5 protein-coding genes are annotated in these 19,705 nt (G+C 74.1%); 4 read left to right on the forward strand and 1 reads right to left on the reverse strand.

Annotation, left to right across the window (positions count from 1 at the left end; all coding sequences use genetic code 11):
- Nucleotides 1–30 precede the first annotated feature (30 nt).
- Nucleotides 31–1,611, forward strand: coding sequence for an MFS transporter (locus tag POF43_RS06615; RefSeq protein ID WP_271324417.1), 1,581 nt, complete (start codon nt 31–33; stop codon nt 1,609–1,611).
- A gap of 126 nt (nt 1,612–1,737) precedes the next feature.
- The gene (locus POF43_RS06620) at nt 1,738–1,998 is read left to right on the forward strand and encodes a DUF5988 family protein (protein ID WP_271324416.1); all 261 of its coding nucleotides are present in this window, start codon (nt 1,738–1,740) and stop codon (nt 1,996–1,998) included.
- 290 nt (nt 1,999–2,288) lie between these two features.
- On the opposite strand, the gene POF43_RS06625 is transcribed toward POF43_RS06620, so the two are convergent.
- Entirely contained in the window at nt 2,289–3,089 is an 801-nt protein-coding gene (locus tag POF43_RS06625) for a hypothetical protein (protein ID WP_282704452.1), read from the reverse strand.
- A 273-nt stretch (nt 3,090–3,362) separates the two neighbouring features.
- Here POF43_RS06625 and POF43_RS06630 point away from each other — a divergent pair, with 273 nt between their 5' ends.
- Both POF43_RS06630 and POF43_RS06635 read left to right on the forward strand, forming a co-directional pair.
- Nucleotides 3,363–9,080: a type I polyketide synthase gene (locus tag POF43_RS06630; protein WP_372515876.1), complete on the forward strand. Its 5,718-nt coding sequence runs from the start codon at nt 3,363–3,365 to the stop codon at nt 9,078–9,080.
- Nucleotides 9,081–9,117: 37 nt separating this feature from the next.
- Nucleotides 9,118–19,692, forward strand: coding sequence for a type I polyketide synthase (locus POF43_RS06635; RefSeq protein ID WP_271323374.1), 10,575 nt, complete (start codon nt 9,118–9,120; stop codon nt 19,690–19,692).
- Nucleotides 19,693–19,705: the final 13 nt, after the last annotated feature.

Here is a 19,705-nt window from a genome sequence, read left to right on the forward strand (position 1 = left end):
ACTCCTCAACCCACCACCACGGGAAGTGCCATGTCCGGATCCGCTCCACAGACCCTGCCGCCGCAGGCCGCCGTCACGGGATCGCACACCCGTCGCTGGTGGACCCTCGGCGCCCTCGCCCTCAGCCTGCTGATCATCAGCCTCGACCTGACCATCCTCAACGTCGCCCTGCCGACGATGGCCACCGACCTGCACGCCTCCACCAGCGATCTCCAGTGGTTCGCCAACGCCTACAACCTCGTCCTGTCGATCGTGCTGCTGCCGGCCGGTCTGCTCGGTGACCGCTTCGGGCGCAAGAAGCTGCTGATAGGCGCGCTCGCGCTGTTCGGACTGGCGTCCGCGGCGTGCGCGTGGTCCACCACCTCCGGCCAGCTGATCGCCTCGCGTGCGGTGCTCGCCCTCGGCGCCGGATTCGTGATGATCCTGGCGATCGCCATGGTCCCCGTCCTGTTCAGCGACGAGGAACGCCCCAAGGCCATCGGCATGGTCTCCACCGCCAACTTCATCGGCATCCCGCTCGGTCCGATCGTCGGCGGCTGGCTGCTGGACCACTTCTGGTGGGGTTCGGTCTTCCTCATCAACGTGCCGCTGATCGCCATCGCGGTGGTCGTCGTCTCCCTCGGCGTGCCCGAGACCCGCAGCGTGGAGCGGCCCCGCATCGACCTCGGCGGCATCCTCACCTCCAGCGTCGGCCTGTGCGCGCTGTCCTACAGCGCCATCAAGGCGGGCGAGAGCGGCTGGGGCAACTCGGTCACGCTGTCCTGCCTGGCCGCCGGCGTGGTGCTGCTGGTCGGCTTCGTCCTGCTCCAGACCAAGGCGTCCCGCCCGCTGGTCGACCTCTCGCTGTTCAGGTCGCCGAGCTTCACCTGGGGAACGATCCTGGCGACCCTGCTGTCGTTCGCCATGTTCGGCCTGCTGTTCGTCCTGCCGCAGTACCTCCAGGCGGTCCTGGGCGCCTCGGCGCTGCGCACCGGCCTGTTCATCCTGCCGACCGTCTTCGGCATGATCATCGGCGTCCAGGTCTCCGAGAAGACCGGCCCCAGGACCGGTGCCAAGGCCAACGTCGCGCTCGGCTACTTCCTGGTGGCCACCGGCATGATCATCGGCACGTTCACCACCACGAGCAGCGGCTACGGGATGCTCATCACCTGGAGCGCCATCGTCGGCCTCGGCATGGGCTTCGCGCTGCCGGCGGCGATGGACGCCGCGCTCGGCGCGCTGTCGCGCGACCGCGCGGGCGTCGGCTCGGCCGTCGTGATGTCCAGCCGACAGGTCGGCGGCACCCTCGGCGTCGCGATTCTCGGCACCGTACTGAATTCCGGATACCGCAGCCACCTGCCGCTGGCGGGATTGCCCGCCGTGGCCGTGAATGCCGCGCGGCGCAGCGTTCCCGCCGGTATCGCCGTCGCCCAGAAGATGAACTCCACGTCGTTCCTGCATTCGGTACGCCACGCCTTCACCGAAGCCATGGGATCCACCCTCTGGGTCTGCGGCAGCGTCGCTCTCGCCAGCGTTCTCCTGGCCCTTTTCTTCCTGCCGCGCGGGCTGGCCACCGCGGCGGAGGAAGCGCCGGAGAAGCCCAGGGAACACGCCGTCCGACGCGCCGGGTAGGGGGCATCAGGGGTTGTCCGGCAAAGAACTCCTCCGTAGATTCCCACGTGATTCCTGTGCGACCGGAGTCGTCCGACCCCGCGTCGACATGCACGAATCCACACGGGATGGGAGATCTGTGCTGTGATGAATCCTGGTGTCACCCACAATTTCGGCCACTACCGAACCACGAATCCCGGTGAGCTGATCGACGTCGTCCTCACCGGCGGGCCGGCGGACATCCCGGAGAACCTGGGCGTACCCAAATCGATGGTCGAGGACGGCAAGGTCAAGATCCAGCGCCTCGGCGGATACGAGCACTACGAACGCTCCGGCGGTATCGGCACGGGAGAGACGGCCGGGTCCCCGGTCTTCTCCTGGACCACCCGGACGAAGATCGCCGAATAGCGCGTCCGGACCGCCCCCGCGCGCCGGCCACCGGGGGCGGCCCGCGCGGACGTTCCGGCCCGCGCCGCGGTCAGCTGTGATCGGCCGCGGTCGGTCGCGATCACCTGCGGACACCGGGAACAGCTGCGGGCACCTCGATCACCCGCGGCCACCGCGGACACGGGAACGCCGGACGCACGGGAACGCCGGACGCCAGGACGCCCGGCCTCTCCTCCATCGGGAAGGCCGGGCGCCCTGGCGTCCGGAGACCGGGGCCCGGCCGCCGATGCGGCGCGGTGCCCCGCGGCGGATCAGCCCGGCCGCTTCGCCAGCAGCTCGGAGACGGCCGCCGCCGCGCCCCGGTCGCGCAGCAGTTCGTACCGGTCGACGTCGAAGGCCAGCACCGTTTCGGCCTGCTCCGCGCCGGACCCGGGGGTGGAGGAGGTCAGGACGGTCGCCTCGGCCCAGCTTTTGGCGGTGTCGACCTGCGCGGCGGCGACCATGTACGTGATGAGGGAGCCGAACAGCTCCAGCACCTCGTCGCCGTACTCCTCGTCGATCCCGCTCTCGCGGAAGACCTCCAGCGCCACCTTGCGGTGCAGCGCCATGAGCTCCTGGCCGAGCGCCACCGGCTGCGACTGCTTCTGGAGCAGCGCCTGGCCGTCGCGCTGCGCCGCCGCGATCCGCTCCGGCGACAGCAGCCCCGCGTACCGGTCGACCTGCTTGTGGTACTGCATGTAGATGCCGAACGGGTGCATCGCCTCGGGGTCGAACACGATGAGCCGGGGCTTGGTCTCCTGCTCGTCGCAGATACGGCGGTACAGCTCGCCGGCGAAAACGGAACCGGCGCAGAAACCCGACACCGCCTTGACGGTGCGGCCGCTTTCACGGATGTCCCGCATCCACCATTCCACATAGTCGTCGGGACCGAGCGGATAGGGGAGACCCGCCGGCTGCGATGCCAGCCATACGGGCTGGGACGGGCTCAGATGCGAGGCGAGATCGACGAACGAAGCCTCCGGGCGTCCGGGCGCGAAGAAATCGACGGCCAGGACGAGATCGGATTCCCCTTCCTCTCCGGAAAGTATCTGCCACGACTGCGGTGTGCTCACTGCGTCACCTCTTCGGTTTACGACCCTACAGAGCCGGTGAGAGCCGAATCGTGATTCTCCTTCGGTCCCGGCGGTGACGAAACCCCTACACCTTCCAACCCCTTCCGGCGTTCTAGGGGTTGCCCCTGAACGTGCGTCGGCCAAGGCGCCGGACGCACCCGAATTGGTGCCGGGAAAGGAGGGGCCGTTAGGGGTTGGGGTGGGCTGCGGAAGGTCTATAACTTCGGCCAGGTTGGCGACTGATGTCACCCGGCCGGAGGCGATGGAACGATGGTGGATGATCTGAGCGCGGTCATTGGGCCATCTCCCCGACGGCCGGAAACCGGCGGTGCGGGCGAGCCGGTCGCGATCGTCGGCATGGCCTGCCGCTACCCCGGCGGGGTCCGCTCGCCCGAGGACCTGTGGGAGCTGGTCGCCGCCGGCCGCAACGCCGTCGGCGACTTCCCCGACAACCGCGGCTGGGACCTGGAACACCTGCACGACCCCGCGGGATCGACCCCCGGCACGACCTACGTGGCCCGCGGCGGATTCCTCTACGACGCCGACCGGTTCGACGCCGCGTTCTTCGGCATCTCACCCCGCGAGGCCGCCGTCGCCGATCCGCAGCAGCGCCTGCTGCTGGAGACCGCGTGGGAGGCGCTGGAACGGGCCGGGCTGCACCCCGGCACCCTCGGCGGCGACCCGGTCGGCGTCTACGTCGGCGCCACCGCCCAGGACTACGGGCCCCGCATGCACCACGCCGTCGAGGACGCCGCCGGACACCTGCTGACCGGCAGCGCGCCCAGCGTCGCCTCCGGCCGCATCGCGTACTCCTTCGACCTGACCGGCCCCGCGCTGACCGTCGACACCGGCCAGTCGTCGTCGCTGGTCGCCCTGCACCTCGCGAACCGGGCCCTGCGCGCCGGCGAATGCGAACTGGCCCTGGCCGGCGGCGTCGCGGTCATGGCCACCCCGGGCATGTTCGTCGAGTTCAGCCGGCAGGGCGCCCTGGCACCGGACGGCCGCTGCAAGCCGTTCGCCGCCGGGGCGGACGGCACCGGATGGGGCGAGGGCGTCGGCGTCCTGGTGCTGGAACGACTGGCGCGGGCCCGGGAACTCGGCCACCGCGTCCTCGCCGTCATCAGGGGCTCCGCGGTCAACCAGGACGGCGCCAGCGAGGGCCTCACCGCCCCGAACGGCGCCTCCCAGGAGCAGGTGGTCCGCCGCGCCCTGTCCGACGCCGGGCTCGAACCGGCCGACGTCGACGCCGTCGAGGCCCACGGCACCGGTACCCGGCTCGGCGACCCCGTCGAGGCCGGGGCGCTGCTCGCCACCTACGGCGCCGGCCGCGACCGGGACCGGCCGCTGTGGCTCGGCTCGCTGAAGTCCAACCTCGGCCACACCCAGGCCGCCGCGGGGGTCGGCGGCGTCATCAAGATGGTCATGGCGCTGCGCAACGGCCACCTGCCGGCCACCTTGCACGTCGACGAACCCACCCCGCGCGTCGACTGGGCCGCCGGCGGCGTCTGCCTGCTCACCGAACCCCGCCCCTGGCCGAGCACCGGCCGCCCCGCCCGCGCCGCGGTCTCCTCGTTCGGCATCAGCGGTACCAACGCCCACCTCATCCTCGAACAGGCCCCGGCCGCCGCGGCGGAAGAAGGCACCGCTCCGGCCGACGGCAACCACTCCACGGTCGCCGCTTCTGCCGCCGCCGACGGCGACACCGCCGCCCCCGACACCGCCGCCCCCGACACCGCCGTCCCCAACACCCTTACCGCGTGGCCGCTTTCCGCCAAGACCCCGGACGCCTTGCGTGAACAGGCCGACCGGCTGGGCGCGTTCGTCCGGGCCGACCCCGGTGCCGACCCCGTCGCGATCGCGCACGCCCTCGCCACCACCCGCGCCGCGTTCGACCACCGCGCCGTCGTCCTGGGTACCGGACGCGACGAACTGCTCGGCGGGCTCGACGCGTTGAGCGGGGGCCGTACCACCCCCGGCGTGGTCCAGGGCACCGCCACCGCGGCCGGCGGCACCGTGTTCGTCTTCCCCGGGCAGGGCTCGCAGTGGGAGGGCATGACGGTCCGGCTGCTCGACACCTCCGCTGTCTTCCGCGACCGCATGCACGCCTGCGCCGCCGCCCTCGCCCCGCACGTCGACTGGTCGCTCATCGACGTCCTGCGCGGCGCCGAGGGCGCCCCCGGCCTCGACCGGGTCGACGTCGTCCAGCCCGCGCTGTTCGCGGTGATGGTCTCCCTCGCCGAACTGTGGCGCTCCCACGGGGTCCGCCCGGACGCCGTCGTCGGCCACTCGCAGGGCGAGATCGCCGCCGCCCACGTGGCCGGCGCGCTCACCCTGGAGGACGCCGCCGTCATCGTCGCCACCCGCAGCAAGGCCATCACCGCCCTCGCCGGCACCGGCGCCATGGCCTCCGTACCGCTGCCCGTCGACGAGGTGCGCCGCAGGACCGCCGGCACCGACGTCTTCGTCGCCACCGTCAACGGCCCGCACTCCACCGTGGTGTCCGGCACGCCCGGCGGTGTCGAGGAGTTCGTCACCGCGTGCCGCGCCGAGGGGTTGCGCGCCCGGACCATCGCCGTCGACTACGCCTCCCACTCCCCGCACGTCGACGCGCTCAAGGACACCGTCCTGGGCGCGCTGGCCGGCATCACCCCTCGGCCGCCGGCCATCCCGTTCCGCTCGACGGCCGGCGCACGGCCCGGCGAACCGCTGGACGCCGCCTACTGGTACCGCAACCTGCGGCAGACCGTGGAGTTCGAGGGCGCGGTACGCGGCCTGCTGGACGACGGGCACCGGCTGTTCGTCGAGATCAGCCCGCACCCGGTCCTCAACATCGCCGTCCAGGAGACCATCGAGGCCGCCGGCGCGCACGGTGCCGCGGTGCTCGGATCACTGCGCCGCGGCGAGGACACCCCGGCCCGCTTCCTGACCTCCGTCGCCGAGGCCCACACCCGCGGTGCCCACGTCGACTGGACCCCCGGCGCCGGCCGGCCCGGCGGCTGGGTGGACCTGCCCACCTACGCCTTCCAGAGCAGGCGGCACTGGGCCGTGCCGCCCGCCGCCACCGACGCCGGCACCCTCGGACTGCGACCGGCCGGACACCCGTTCCTCGGCGCGGCCGTCGACCTCGCCGGCAGCGGCGGCACCGTCCTCACCGGCCGCGTCTCGGCCCGTACCCACCCCTGGCTCACCGAGCACACCGTCCACGGCACGGCCGTGCTCCCCGGCGCCGCCCTGCTCGACCTGGCCGTCCACGCGGGCCACGAGAGCGGCTGCGACCGGGTGGAGAACCTCACCCTCGGCGCTCCGCTGCTCCTGCCCGCGCAGGGCGGGGTCGCGCTCCAGGTCGTCACCGGGCCCCCGGACGGCACCGGCCGCCGCACCGTCACCGTCCACGCCCGGCCCGAGGACGCCGCCGACGCCCCGTGGACCCGGTACGCCCACGGCACGCTCGCCCCGGCCGCCGCCGACGGCACGCGGGTCGCGCCGGACCCCGCCGCCTGGCCGCCGCCCGGCGCGACCCCCGCCGACCTGACGGCCCTGTACGACCGGTGGGCCGCGCAGGGGCACGAGTTCGGACCGGCCTTCCAGGCGCTGACCTCCGCGGGGCGGGCCGGCACCGAGGTCTACGCCGAGGTACGGCTGCCCGCCGAACAGCAGGCCGAGGCCGCCGCGCACCTCCTGCACCCGGTGCTGACCGTCGCCGCCCTGCACGCCGTCGGCCTCGCCGGGGACCGGGGCGACGGCCGGGTGCCGGCCACCTGGCAGGGCGTCACCGTGCACGCGGTGGGCGCCGCCGCCCTGCGGGTGCGCATCACGCCGGCCGGCCCCGACGCGGTCGCGGTCACCGCCACCGACGCCGCCGGCCGGCCCGTGCTGACCGTCGACTCGCTCACCGTCAGGCCGCTGACCGCCGAGGAGTTGGGCGCCTCGCACCGCGACAGCCTCTACACGGTGAGCTGGACACCGCTCACCCCCGGCGGCGCCGCGCCGGCCACCTGGACCGCCCTGGGCACGCCCGCGTTCGCGGCAGAGGTCGGCGCCGCGGACCGCGTCACCGGCCTGGCCGGCCTCGGCGACGCACCGGGTCCGGTCCTGGTGCCCGCTGCGGCCGGGCCCGACAGCGGTGACGCGCGGGACGGCGGCGACCCGCACGCGGCGGTCGGGCGGATGCTCACGCTGCTGCGCGACTGGCTCGCCGAGGACCGCTCCGCCGGCTCCCGCCTGGTGATCGTGAGCCGCGGCGCGGTCGCCGCCACCCCCGGCGACGAGGTCACCGACCTCGCGGCCGGCGCCGTGTGGGGGCTGGTCCGCTCCGCCCAGACCGAACACCCCGGCCGCTTCGTCCTGCTCGACCTGGCCACCGGCGACAGCGCGCAGGCCGCCGCCCTGGCCGCCGCCCTGGCCACCGGGGAACCGCAGCTGGCCCTGCGCGCCGGCACCGCCCTCGCACCCCGCCTGACCCGCGTCGACCGCGCCGACGCCGCCGATCCCGTCGACCGCGCCGCCGCCGTAGACGCTGCCGCCGCAGACGCCGACGTCGCCGATCCCGTCGACCGTGCCGACCGCGCCGACCGCGCCGACGCCGACCCCACCGCCGCCGACCGCTCCGGCACCCCCGACCCCGCCGCCGACCGCTCCCGCACCCCCGACCCCGCCGCCTCCTCACCCCGGCCGCTCGACCCCAACGGCACCGTCCTGATCACCGGCGGCACCGGCACCCTCGGCCGCCTCGTCGCCCACCGGCTCGTCACGCGGCACGGCGTCAAGCGGCTGGTGCTGGTGAGCCGCACCGGTTCCGCCGCACCGGGCGCGCGGGAGGCGGAACGGGAACTGTCGGCGCTGGGCACCGACGTCACCGTCGCCGCGTGCGACGCCGCCGACCAGACCGCGCTCGCCAAGGTCCTCGCCGACATCCCCGCCGGACACCCGCTCACCGCGGTCGTCCACGCCGCCGGGGTGATCGACGACGGCACCGTCACCACCCTGCGCCCGGAGCAGACCGGCGCCGTGCTGCGCGCCAAGGCCGACACCGCGTGGAACCTGCACGAACTGACCCGGCACACCGACCTCGCCGCCTTCGTGCTGTTCTCCTCCGTCGCCGGCACGCTCGGCACCGCCGGCCAGGCCAACTACGCGGCGGCCAACGCCTACCTCGACGCCCTCGGCCACCACCGCCACGCCCTGGGACTGCCCGCCGTCTCGCTCGCCTGGGGCCTGTGGGCGCCGGCCGGCGGTATGACCGGACACCTCACCGACGCGGACCTCGCCCGCATGCGCCGGGCCGGGATCGCGCCGCTGGCCGCCGAGGCGGGGCTCGGCCTGTTCGACGACGCGCTCGGCACCGACCGGCCCCACCTGGTGCCCGCCCGCCTCGACACCTCCGCGCTCGGCGGGTCCGTACCGCCGCTGCTGTCCGGCCTGGTGCGGTCCCGGCCACGGCGTGCCGCCGACACCGGGGCCGGCGGCGGTGAACCGGTGACCCTCGCCGAACGGCTCGCGACCCGGCCGGCCGCCGAGCAGAGCCGCGCCCTGCTCGACCTGGTACGCGACCACACCGCCACCGTGCTCGGCCACGACCGGGCCGACGCCGTCGAACCCGGCCAGTCGTTCAAGGACCTGGGCTTCGTCTCCCTCACCTCGGTCGAACTGCGCAACCGGCTGATCGCCGCCACCGGCACGCCCCTGCACGCCACCGTGGTCTACGACTACCCCACCCCCGCCGCCCTCGCCGGCCACCTGCGCACCCACATCACCGCCAAGGACCTCGACCCGGCAGCCCCGGCGCTGACCGCGCTCGACGCACTGGAACTGGCGCTGGCCGGCCTTTCCGCCGACGGCGACTCGCGGTCCGCGGTCACCACACGCCTTCAGGACCTGCTCTGGAAATGGGGCGACGAGCCGTCGGAGGCGGAATCGGCGGAGGACGAGCTGGATCACGCGACGGACGACGAGATATTCGGACTGCTCGACAAAGAGTTCGGCAATTCCTGAACGCTGACCCTCGGATCTCCTGGACGGCATACCGCACATGACGAGCAACGAAGAAAAGCTGCGCGAATACCTGAAGAAGGCCACCGTCGATCTGCGTCAGGCGCACCGGCGACTGCGTGACGTCGAGTCACGGGCCCAGGAGCCGATCGCGATCGTCGGCATGGCGTGCCGTTTCGCCGGGGGAGTGGCCTCGCCCGAGGACCTGTGGAACCTGGTCGCCGAGGGCGGCGACGCCACCGCCGCGCTCCCCGCCGACCGCGGCTGGGACCTGGCGGGCATGTACGACCCGGACCCCGCCCGGCCGGGCACCACCTACGTGCGCGGCGGCGGATTCCTCTATGACGCGGCCGAGTTCGACGCGGAGTTCTTCGGCATCAGCCCGCGTGAGGCGCTGGCGATGGACCCGCAGCAGCGCCTGCTGCTGGAAACCTCCTGGGAGGCGCTGGAACGGGCCGGCATCGTTCCCGACACCCTGCGCGGCACCCGGACCGGCGTGTTCGTCGGCGCCATTCCGCAGGGCTACGGACCGCGTCCCCGCGAGGCCGACGCCGACATCGAGGGCTACGTCCTCACCGGCAACACCACCAGCGTCTCGTCCGGGCGCGTGGCCTACGTGCTGGGACTCGAAGGCCCCGCGATCAGCGTGGACACCGCGTGTTCGTCGTCACTGGTGGCGTTGCACCTGGCGTGTCAGGCGCTGCGGCAGGACGAGTGCACGATGGCGCTGGCCGGCGGCGTGACCGTGATGTCCACCCCGGAGATCTTCACCGAGCTGAGCCGCCAGCGCGGCCTGGCGCCCGACGGACGCAGCAAGCCCTTCTCCGCGGCCGCCGACGGGTTCGGGCCCGGCGAGGGCGTCGGCATGCTGCTGGTCGAGCGGCTGTCGGACGCGCAGCGGCTGGGTCACCGGATTCTGGGTGTGGTGCGCGGCAGCGCGGTCAACCAGGACGGCGCCAGCAACGGTCTGACCGCGCCGAACGGCCCTTCGCAGGAACGCGTGATCCGGCAGGCGCTCGCCAACGCCCGGGTGCCGGCCGGCCAGGTCGACGTGGTCGAGGCGCACGGCACCGGTACCTCCCTCGGCGACCCGATCGAGGCGCGGGCGCTGCTGTCCACCTACGGGCAGGACCGTGAGAACCCGCTGTGGCTGGGTTCGGTGAAGTCCAACATCGGCCACGCGCAGGCCGCGGCCGGTGTCGCCGGCGTCATCAAGATGGTCATGGCGATGCGGCACGGTGTCCTGCCCGCCACCCTGCACGTCGAAGAGCCCTCCCCGCACATCGACTGGACCACCGGCGCGATCTCCCTGCTGACGGAGGAACGGCCGTGGCCGGCGGCGGAGCACCCGCGCCGGGCCGGTGTGTCGTCGTTCGGCATCAGTGGCACCAACGCCCACGTCATCCTGGAACAGGCCCCGGCGGGGGAGTCCCCGGACGCGGAGGGAACCGGCACCGGCGAGGCCGTCACCGCTCAGACCGTCGTGCGGCACCAGCCGGAATCCGGGCTGATCCCCTGGGTGGTTTCGGCGCGTGGTGAGGGTGGTCTGCGGGCGCAGGCCGCGCGTCTTGCCGCGTTCGTGCCCACCGCCGATCCGGTCGACGTCGGCCACGCTCTGGTCTCGACCCGTGGTGCGCTGGAGCACCGTGCCGTTGTCCTGGGTGCCGATCGGGCCGAACTGGTGGCCGGGTTGGGGGCGTTGGCCGAAGGCGTGGATGGTGCTGCCGGTGTGGTGTCGGGTGTGGGGCGGGCCGGGGTGCGGACGGCGTTGTTGTTCGCGGGGCAGGGCTCGCAACGAGCCGGTATGGGCCGGGAGTTGTACGGGTCGTTCCCGGTGTACGCGGCGGCGTTCGACGAGGTCTGCGCGGAGCTGGACGGGCATGTAGGTCGGTCGGTGCGGGAGTTGGTGTTCGCCGCGGATGATGTGGCGTTGCACGGGACGGGGTTGACGCAGGCGGCGTTGTTCGCTGTCGAGGTGGCGTTGTTTCGGTTGGTGTTGTCGTGGGGTGTGGTGCCGGATGTGTTGGCGGGACATTCGGTGGGTGAGGTGGTGGCGGCGCATGTGGCGGGGGTGCTGGATCTGCCGCAGGCGTGTGAACTGGTGGCGGCGCGGGGTCGGTTGATGCAGGCGTTGCCCGGTGGTGGGGCGATGGTGTCGGTGCAGGCGCCGGAGGCGGAGGTGCTGGCGGCGATCGAGGCTGTGCGGGATCGGGTGGCGGTGGCGGCGGTCAACGGGCCGTCGGCGACGGTGATGTCGGGTGATGAGGACGTGGTCCTGCGGATCGCGGGGGAGTTCGCCGCCCGTGGTGTCAAGACGCGGCGTCTGCGGGTGAGTCACGCGTTCCACTCGCCGCACATGGACGCGATGCTGGCGGAGTTCGGTGAGGTCGCCGGCCGGCTCACCTTCCGTGAGCCGGTGATCCCGATCGTCTCCAACGTCACCGGAACCCTGGTCGAACCCGGGCAGATCACCGACCCCGGTTACTGGGTCGAGCATGTGCGGCGGGCTGTGCGGTTCGGCGACGCCATCACCGCCATGCGCGACCAGGGCGTGGGCCTGTATCTGGAGATCGGGCCGGACGCGACGTTGACCGCGATGGCCCAGCAGGTCCTTGACGGGCAGGACGCGGCGCCGGCGGTGTTCGCCCCGTTGCTGCGCAAGAACCACAGCGAGACCCGATCCTTCGTGACCGCGTTGGCTCGTGCCTTCGTGACCGGGGTGGACGTCGACTGGACCGCCGCGTTCACCGACGCCGCACCGCGCCCGCTGGAGCTGCCGACCTACGCCTTCCAACGCGAGCGCTACTGGCTCGATCCCACTGCGGGCAGCACGAACGCGGCGGGGCTGGGACTCGACGGCACCGGACACCCGTTGCTGGGCGCCGGTGTCGAACTGCCGGGCTCCGGGGGCTTCCTGTTCACCGGCCGGCTCTCCCGCACCTCGCACGACTGGCTCGCCGACCACACCGTCCTGGGCGCCGTCATCGTCCCCGGGACCGCCTTCGCGGAGCTGGCAGTGCGTGCCGGCGGCGAGGTGGGCTGCGGGTGCGTGGAGGAACTGACGCTTCAGGCGCCGCTGTTGGTGCCCGAGCGCGGCGGTGTCCGCCTCCAGGTGGTGCTGGGTGGCGCGGAGGACTCCGGCCGCCGCACCGTCGAGATCCACTCGGCCGCCGACGACACCGCATGGGTGTGCCACGCCGTCGGCACCGTCGCCGCCGCGACCCCGGCCGGCTTCGACCTGACCGCGTGGCCCCCCTCCGGTGCCACCGCCGTCCCGGTCGCAGCCCTGTACGAAGGACTTCACGCCCGCGGCTACCAGTACGGGCCGGGGTTCCAGGGTGTCAGGGCCGCCTGGCGGCGCGGCGCCGAGGTGTTCGCCGAGGTCGAACTGCCCGCACGCGAGAACACCGGTACCGCTTCCGGTTCCGGGGCGTTCGAGATCCACCCCGCGCTGCTCGACGCCTGCCTGCACGCCGGATTCGGCACCCTGTTCCCCGACGAGGACGGCACCCGGCTGCCGTTCGTCTGGGGCGGCGTGTCGCTGTACGCCGTCGGTGCGCACCGCGTCCGGGTGCGCCTGGCGTCCGAGGGCGCCGACACCCTCTCGGTCCAGGTGGCCGACGAGACCGGCGCCCCGGTGGCGGCGGTCGCCTCCCTGACGACGCGGGCCACCGGCGCCCGGCAGCTCACCGCCTCCGGCGGCGAGGGCGGCGCGCTGTTCGAGATCGTCTGGCAGGACGTTCCGCTCCCCGCCGACGGCGCTGCGAACGCCGACGGCCCGGCCGTCCTGGAGGTGACCGGCGAGCTGCGGCAGGCCGTCGCCCAGGTCCTGGACCGGGTACGGCGGGCCGTCGACGACGACGAGCGGCTGACGGTGGTCACCCGCGGCGCGACCGACGGCACCGACCCGGCCGCCGCCGCCGTCTGGGGCCTGGTCCGGTCCGCCCAGTCCGAGCACCCCGGCCGGTTCGTCCTGGCCGACACCGACGACGACCCCGCCTCGCGTGCCGCCCTGACCGCCGCGCTCGCCCTGGACGAACCGCAACTCGCTCTGCGCGCCGGGACCGTGCGGGTGCCCAGGATCGCCCGTACCCCGGACTCCGGCGCCGGGGAGCGCGCCGCGCCGATCGGTGACGGCACCGTGCTGGTCACCGGCGGCACCGGCCGCCTCGGCGCGCTGGTCGCCCGCCACCTGGTCGCCGTCCACGGAGTGCGCCGCCTGGTGCTGGCCGGCCGGCGCGGTCCGGCCGCCGAGGGCGCCGACGAGCTGCGGTCGGACCTGACCGCCCTGGGCGCCGACGTGCGGATCGTGGCCTGCGACGCCGCCGACCGCGACCGGCTGGCCGAGGTCCTGGCCGGCATCGGCGCCCACGGCCGCCTGGCCGCCGTCGTCCACACCGCCGGCGTCCTCGACGACACCGTCGTCACCTCGCTGACGCCCGAGCGCATGGACACCGTGCTGCGCCCCAAGGCCGACGCGGCGCTGAACCTCCACGACCTGACCCGGGACCTGGACCTGGACGCCTTCGTACTGTTCTCCTCCGTCTCCGGCACCCTCGGCGCGGCCGGCCAGGGCAACTACGCCGCCGCCAACGCCTACCTGGACGCGCTGGCCGCCCACCGCCGCTCCCTGGGCCTGCCGGCCGTCTCGCTGGCGTGGGGGCTGTGGGAGGACCGCAGCGACATGACGGCCGGGCTGGCCGACGTCGACCTGGCGCGCTTCGGCCGCCTCGGCGTGGCGGCGATGCCGTCGCACGAGGGGCTCGCGCTCCTTGACGCCGCGCTGGCCGCCGGGGGCCCCGCCTACCTGCCCATGCGGCTCGACCTGCCCGCCCTGCGCGCCCGCGCCAGGACCGGCGACGTCCCGTCCCTGCTGCGCGGCCTGGTCCGCGCCGCCGCCCGCCGCACCGTGCGCGCCGCCGGCGCCGGGGCCGCGCCCCTGGCCCAGCGGCTGGCCGGCCTCCCCGCCGAGGAGCAGGAGCGGTTCCTGCTGGACCTGGTCCGTACCCAGGTGGCCGCGGTCCTCGGACACGCCAAGCCGCAGACCGTCGATCCCGCCAGCGCCTTCAAGGACCTCGGGTTCGACTCGCTGACCTCCGTCGAACTGCGCAACCGCCTCAACACCGCCACCGGCGAGCGGCTGCCCGCCACCGTCGTCTTCGACTACCCGACGTGCGACGCCCTCACCGGCTTCCTGCGGGCCGGGTTCACCGGCAACCGCGAGGAAGCCGCGCCGGCGGTCGTGGCCGCGATCGCCGACGACGAGCCCATCGCCATCGTCGGCATGGCCTGCCGCTACCCCGGCGGTGTCACCTCCCCCGAGGAGCTGTGGAACCTGGTCGCCACCGGCTCCGACGGCATCACCGCCTTCCCCGCCGACCGCGGCTGGGACGTCGAGGGGCTGTACGACCCGGACCCCGACGCGGCGGGCAAGACGTACTCGCGCGAGGGCGGCTTCCTGCACGACGCGGCCGACTTCGACGCGCGGTTCTTCGGCATCAGCCCGCGGGAGGCGCTGGCGATGGACCCGCAGCAGCGCCTGCTGCTGGAGGTCGCGTGGGAGACGCTGGAGCGCGCCGGCATCGACCCGGCCACCCTGCGCGGCAGCCGCACCGGGGTGTTCGCCGGGGTGATGTACGACGACTACGGCAGCCGCCTGCGGCAGGTCCCGGAGGACCTTGAGGGCTATCTGATGAACGGCGCCGCCGGCAGCGTGCTGTCCGGCCGCGTCTCCTACACCCTCGGCCTGGAGGGCCCGGCGATCACCTTGGACACGGCGTGTTCGTCGTCGCTGGTGGCGTTGCACCTGGCGTGTCAGGCGCTGCGGCAGGGCGAGTGCACGATGGCACTGGCCGGCGGTGTGACGGTGATGGCGACGCCGGAGACGTTCGTGGCGTTCTCCCGCCAGCGCGGCCTGGCCCGCGACGGCCGCTGCAAGGCGTTCTCCGCGGCCGCCGACGGCACCGGCTGGGGCGAGGGCGTCGGCATGCTGCTCGTCGAACGGCTGTCGGACGCGCGGCGCCTGGGACACCAGGTCCTCGGTGTGGTGCGCGGCAGCGCGGTCAACCAGGACGGTGCGAGCAACGGTCTGACCGCGCCGAACGGTCCGTCGCAGCAGCGGGTGATCCGGCAGGCGTTGGCCAACGCCCGGGTGACCGCCGACGGCGTCGACGCCGTTGAGGCGCACGGTACGGGTACGTCGCTGGGTGACCCGATCGAGGCGCAGGCGCTGCTGGCGACCTACGGCCAGGAACGCGGTGCGGACCAGCCGTTGTGGCTGGGGTCGATCAAGTCCAACATCGGTCACACGCAGGCCGCCGCCGGTGTCGCCGGCGTCATCAAGATGGTCATGGCGATGCGGCACGGCGTCCTGCCCGCCACGCTGCACGCGGACGAGCCGTCCCCGCACGTGGACTGGTCGGCCGGCGCGGTCTCGCTCCTCCAGCAGGCCCGCCCGTGGCCGGAGTCGCAACGCCCGCGCCGCTCGGCGGTCTCCTCGTTCGGCATCAGCGGCACCAACGCCCACGTCATCCTGGAACAGCCCCCCGTCGAGGAGGGCGCCCGGGGCTCGTCCGTGCCGTACCCCGGCGCCCTGCCGTGGGTCTTCTCGGCACGCGACGCGGAGGGCCTGCGGGCCCAGGCCGGGCGGCTGGCCGGCCTGACCGACGACGCCGTCGACATCGGGCACGCGCTGGTGGAGGCGCGCGGAACCCTGGAACACCGCGCCGTCGCCATCGGCACCGGCACCCGCGAACTGGCCGCGTCGCTCGCCGCGTTCGCCGCCGGGCAGGACAGCGTCGTGTCCGGCACCGCGCGGCCCGGCGCGAAGGCCGCGTTCCTGTTCACCGGGCAGGGCTCGCAGCGGCTCGGCATGGGCCGCGAACTGTACGACGCCCACCCGGTCTTCGCCGAGGCGTTCGACGAGATCTGCGCCCGCCTCAACGGCCATCTGGGCGCGAGCCTCCAGGACGTGGTGTTCGCCGGGTCCGGCACCCGGCTGGACGAGACGATGTACACCCAGGCCGCCCTGTTCGCCCTCGAAGTCGCCCTCTACCGGCTCGTGCGGTCCTGGGGCGTCGAGCCCGCCGTGGTCGCCGGCCACTCCATCGGTGAGCTGGCGGCGGCGCACGTCGCGGGCGTGTTCGGCCTGGACGACGCGTGCGCGCTGGTCGCCGCCCGCGGCCGCCTGATGCAGGCGCTGCCCGGCGGCGGCGCCATGGTCTCCGTACAGGCCCCCGAGGCGGACGTCCTGCGGGCCCTGGAAGGCCACGAGGACCGGGTCGCGATCGCCGCGGTCAACGGTCCGGAGTCGGTGGTGATCTCCGGTGACGACGACACGGCGACCGCCATCGCCGCGCACTTCGAGGCGCTGGGCCACCGCACCCGCCGGCTGCGCGTCAGCCACGCGTTCCACTCGCCGCACATGGACCCGATGCTCGCCGACTTCGCAGCGGTGACCGCCGGACTGACCTACGCGGCGCCGAAGATCCCGGTCGTGTCGAACCTGACCGGCCTGCCGGCCGACCCGGCGCGGATCACCGACCCCGCCTACTGGGTCGACCACGTACGCCACGCCGTCCGGTTCGGCGACGCCGTCGCCACCCTGCGCGAGCAGGGCGCCACGTTCTTCCTGGAACTGGGCCCCGACGCCACCCTCACCGCGATGGTCGGGCAGATACTCGGCGACGACGCCCAGCCCGCCGCGTCCGTCCTGCGCAGGAACCACGACGAGTCGCGGACCTTCCTGACCGCCCTGGCCACCGCGCACGTCAACGGCGTCACCGTCGACTGGCGCACGCCGTTCACCGGCCTGGACACCCGGCGCGTCGACCTGCCCACCTACCCGTTCCGGCGCGACCGCTTCTGGCTGGAGTCCGGCACTGGCGGCGACGTCACCGGGGTGGGACTCGACGGCGTCGGACACCCGTTGCTCGGCGCCGCCGTCGAACTGCCCGGCTCCGGCGGGTACGTGTTCACCGGCCGTCTCACCGCCGGCGCGCACGGCTGGTTCGCCGACCACGCGGTGCTCGGCTCGACGCTGCTGCCCGGCGCCGCGATCGCCGACATGGTGGTCCGGGCCGGCGGCGAGGCCGGCTGCGGTCGGATCGAGGAACTCACCCTCCAGGCACCGCTGATGTTCCCCGGCCACGGCGGCGTACGCCTCCAGGTCACCCTGGCCGACGCGGACGGGGCCGGCCGCCGCGCCGTCGAGGTGTACTCGGCCGGCGAGGACGGCGAGTGGGTCCGCCACGCCGCCGGCACCGTGACCCCGGCGGCCCCGGCCGGCTTCGACCTGACCGCGTGGCCGCCGTCCGGCGCCGACGCCCTGGCGCTCGACGGGTTCTACGACCGGCTGGCGGAACGCGGGTACGCCTACGGCCCGGCGTTCCAGGGGCTGCGGGCGGCCTGGCGGCGCGGCGCGGAGGTGTTCGCCGAGGTCGAACTGCCCGAGCGGACGGCCGCCGACACCGGCGCGTTCGAGATCCACCCCGCGCTCCTGGACGCCGCCCTGCACGGACTGCTGCTCGATCTCGCCGACGGCGGCCCCGAGGCAGCGCGGCTGCCGTTCCTCTGGAGCGGCGTGTCGGTCCACGCGGTCGGCGCCACCCGGGCCCGCGTCCACCTGGCGCCGGCCGGCGACAACGCGTTCACCGTCCGGATCGCCGACCCGTCCGGCGCCCCCGTCGCCGTCGTCGAGTCGCTCGTCTCCCGCCCGGTGGACGCCGGCCAGCTCGCCGCCGTCGACGACAACCGCCTGTACGAGGTCACCTGGCGGGAGGAACCGCTCCCCGCCACCGCCGGCGCGGCCCCGACCCGGTGGGCGGTGCTCGGCGAGGACGTGCTCCAGGCGGCCGCCGCCCTCGACAAGGCCGGCCTGCCCGTGCACCGGGCCGCCGACCTCGACGCGCTCGCCGCCGGCCTGCCGGTGCCCGACGCGGTGATCGTGACCGCGCACGCCACCGGCACCGGCGCCGGGGCGGTCCACGACGCGGCCGGCCGGGCGCTCGCCACCGTCCAGCGCTGGCTGGCGGAGGAGCCGTTCGCCGCCGCGCGGCTGGTCGTCGTGACACGCGGCGACCTGGCCGGTGCGGCGGTCTCCGGCCTGGTGCGGTCCGCGCAGGCCGAGAACCCCGGCCGCTTCGTGCTCGTCGAGACCGACGGTGACCCGGCCTCCTTCGCCGCGCTGCCCGGCGTACTCGCGCTGGACGAACCGCGGGTGTCGGTACGCGGCGGAGTCGTCCGGGTGCCGAGGCTGGCGCCCGCCGGACCGGCCGGACCGGCCGCACCGGTGTGGTCCGCGGACGGCACCGTGCTGATCACCGGCGGCACCGGAGCGCTCGGCGCACTGGTCGCCCGCCACCTGGTCACCGAGCACGGCGTACGCAACCTGGTCCTGACCAGCCGTCGCGGCCCCGCGGCGGACGGCGCCGGGCAACTGCGTTCCGAACTGGCCGCGTCCGGTGCGGTGGTTGAGGTCGTCGCGTGTGATGCCGCTGACCGTGACCGTTTGGCGGAGGTGGTTGATGGCATCGGGAAGCTGACCGGTGTCGTGCACGTGGCCGGTGTGCTGGACGACGCGGTGGTGACGTCGTTGACGCCGGAGCGGTTGGACGCGGTGTTGCGGCCGAAGGTGGACGCGGCGCTGAACCTGCACGAGGTCACCAAGGGCCTCGATCTGGACGCGTTCGTGCTGTTCTCCTCGATCGCCGGCGTGCTCGGCGCGGCGGGCCAGGGCAACTACGCCGCCGCCAACGCCTTCCTGGACGCGCTGGCGGAGGAACGCCGGGCGGACGGACTGCCGGGCCTGTCGCTGGCCTGGGGTCTGTGGCAGGACACCAGCGACATGACCGCCCACCTCGCGGCGGCCGACCGCCGGCGCATCTCGCGCGGCGGTATCACCCCGCTGCCGGCCGCGGACGGCCTGGCGATGTTCGACGCGGCCGTCTCCGGGAGCCGGGCCACCGTCGTACCGGCCCGGCTCGACCTCGCCGGCCTGCGCACCCGCGCCAGGACGGAGGGCGCCGACATCCCGGCCGTGCTGCGCGGGCTGGTCCGCGTCGCCACCCGCCGAACCGTGCGCGCCGCCGCCGGTGACCCGGTGCCGCTCACCGAACGCCTCGCCCCGCTGTCCGGGCCGGAGCGGGAGCGGTTCCTGCTGGACGTGGTGCGCCAGCAGGTGGCCGGCGTGCTCGGCCACGCGGAGCCGGAGGCGATCGGCCCCGACCAGGCGTTCAAGGAACTCGGGTTCGACTCGCTCACCTCCGTCGAACTGCGCAACCGCCTCAACACGGCCACCGGCCTGCGGCTCCCGGCCACGCTGGTGTTCGACCACCCGACCTGCCAGGCGATCAGCGACCACCTGCACACCGAACTCACCGGCGCGGACGGAACACCGGGCGCCTCCACCCAGGCGGAACTGGACCGGCTGGAATCCGCGGTCCTTTCCATGAATCCGGACGAGATCAGGACGACCCAAATCGTGGCGCGGCTCCAGACGCTGGTTTCCACCCTGAACCAGCTTCAGGGTTCCGAGGACGCGGCCGCTGTCTCCCAGAAACTTCAATTGGCCACGGACGACGAGATCTTCGACTTCATCGACGAAGAACTCCGGTAAAGAAACCACTCTC

Source organism: Streptantibioticus silvisoli (genome assembly GCF_027947535.2).
Taxonomy (GTDB): Bacteria; Actinomycetota; Actinomycetes; order Streptomycetales; family Streptomycetaceae; genus Streptantibioticus_C; species Streptantibioticus_C silvisoli.

Bases quoted from the DNA above. Each gene is read 5' to 3' on its own strand.
- POF43_RS06615 (WP_271324417.1), top strand. From the start codon at position 31: ATGTCCGGATCCGCTCCACAGACCCTGCCGCCGCAGGCCGCCGTCACG.
- POF43_RS06620 (WP_271324416.1), top strand. From the start codon at position 1,738: ATGAATCCTGGTGTCACCCACAATTTCGGCCACTACCGAACCACGAAT.
- POF43_RS06635 (WP_271323374.1), top strand. From the start codon at position 9,118: ATGACGAGCAACGAAGAAAAGCTGCGCGAATACCTGAAGAAGGCCACC.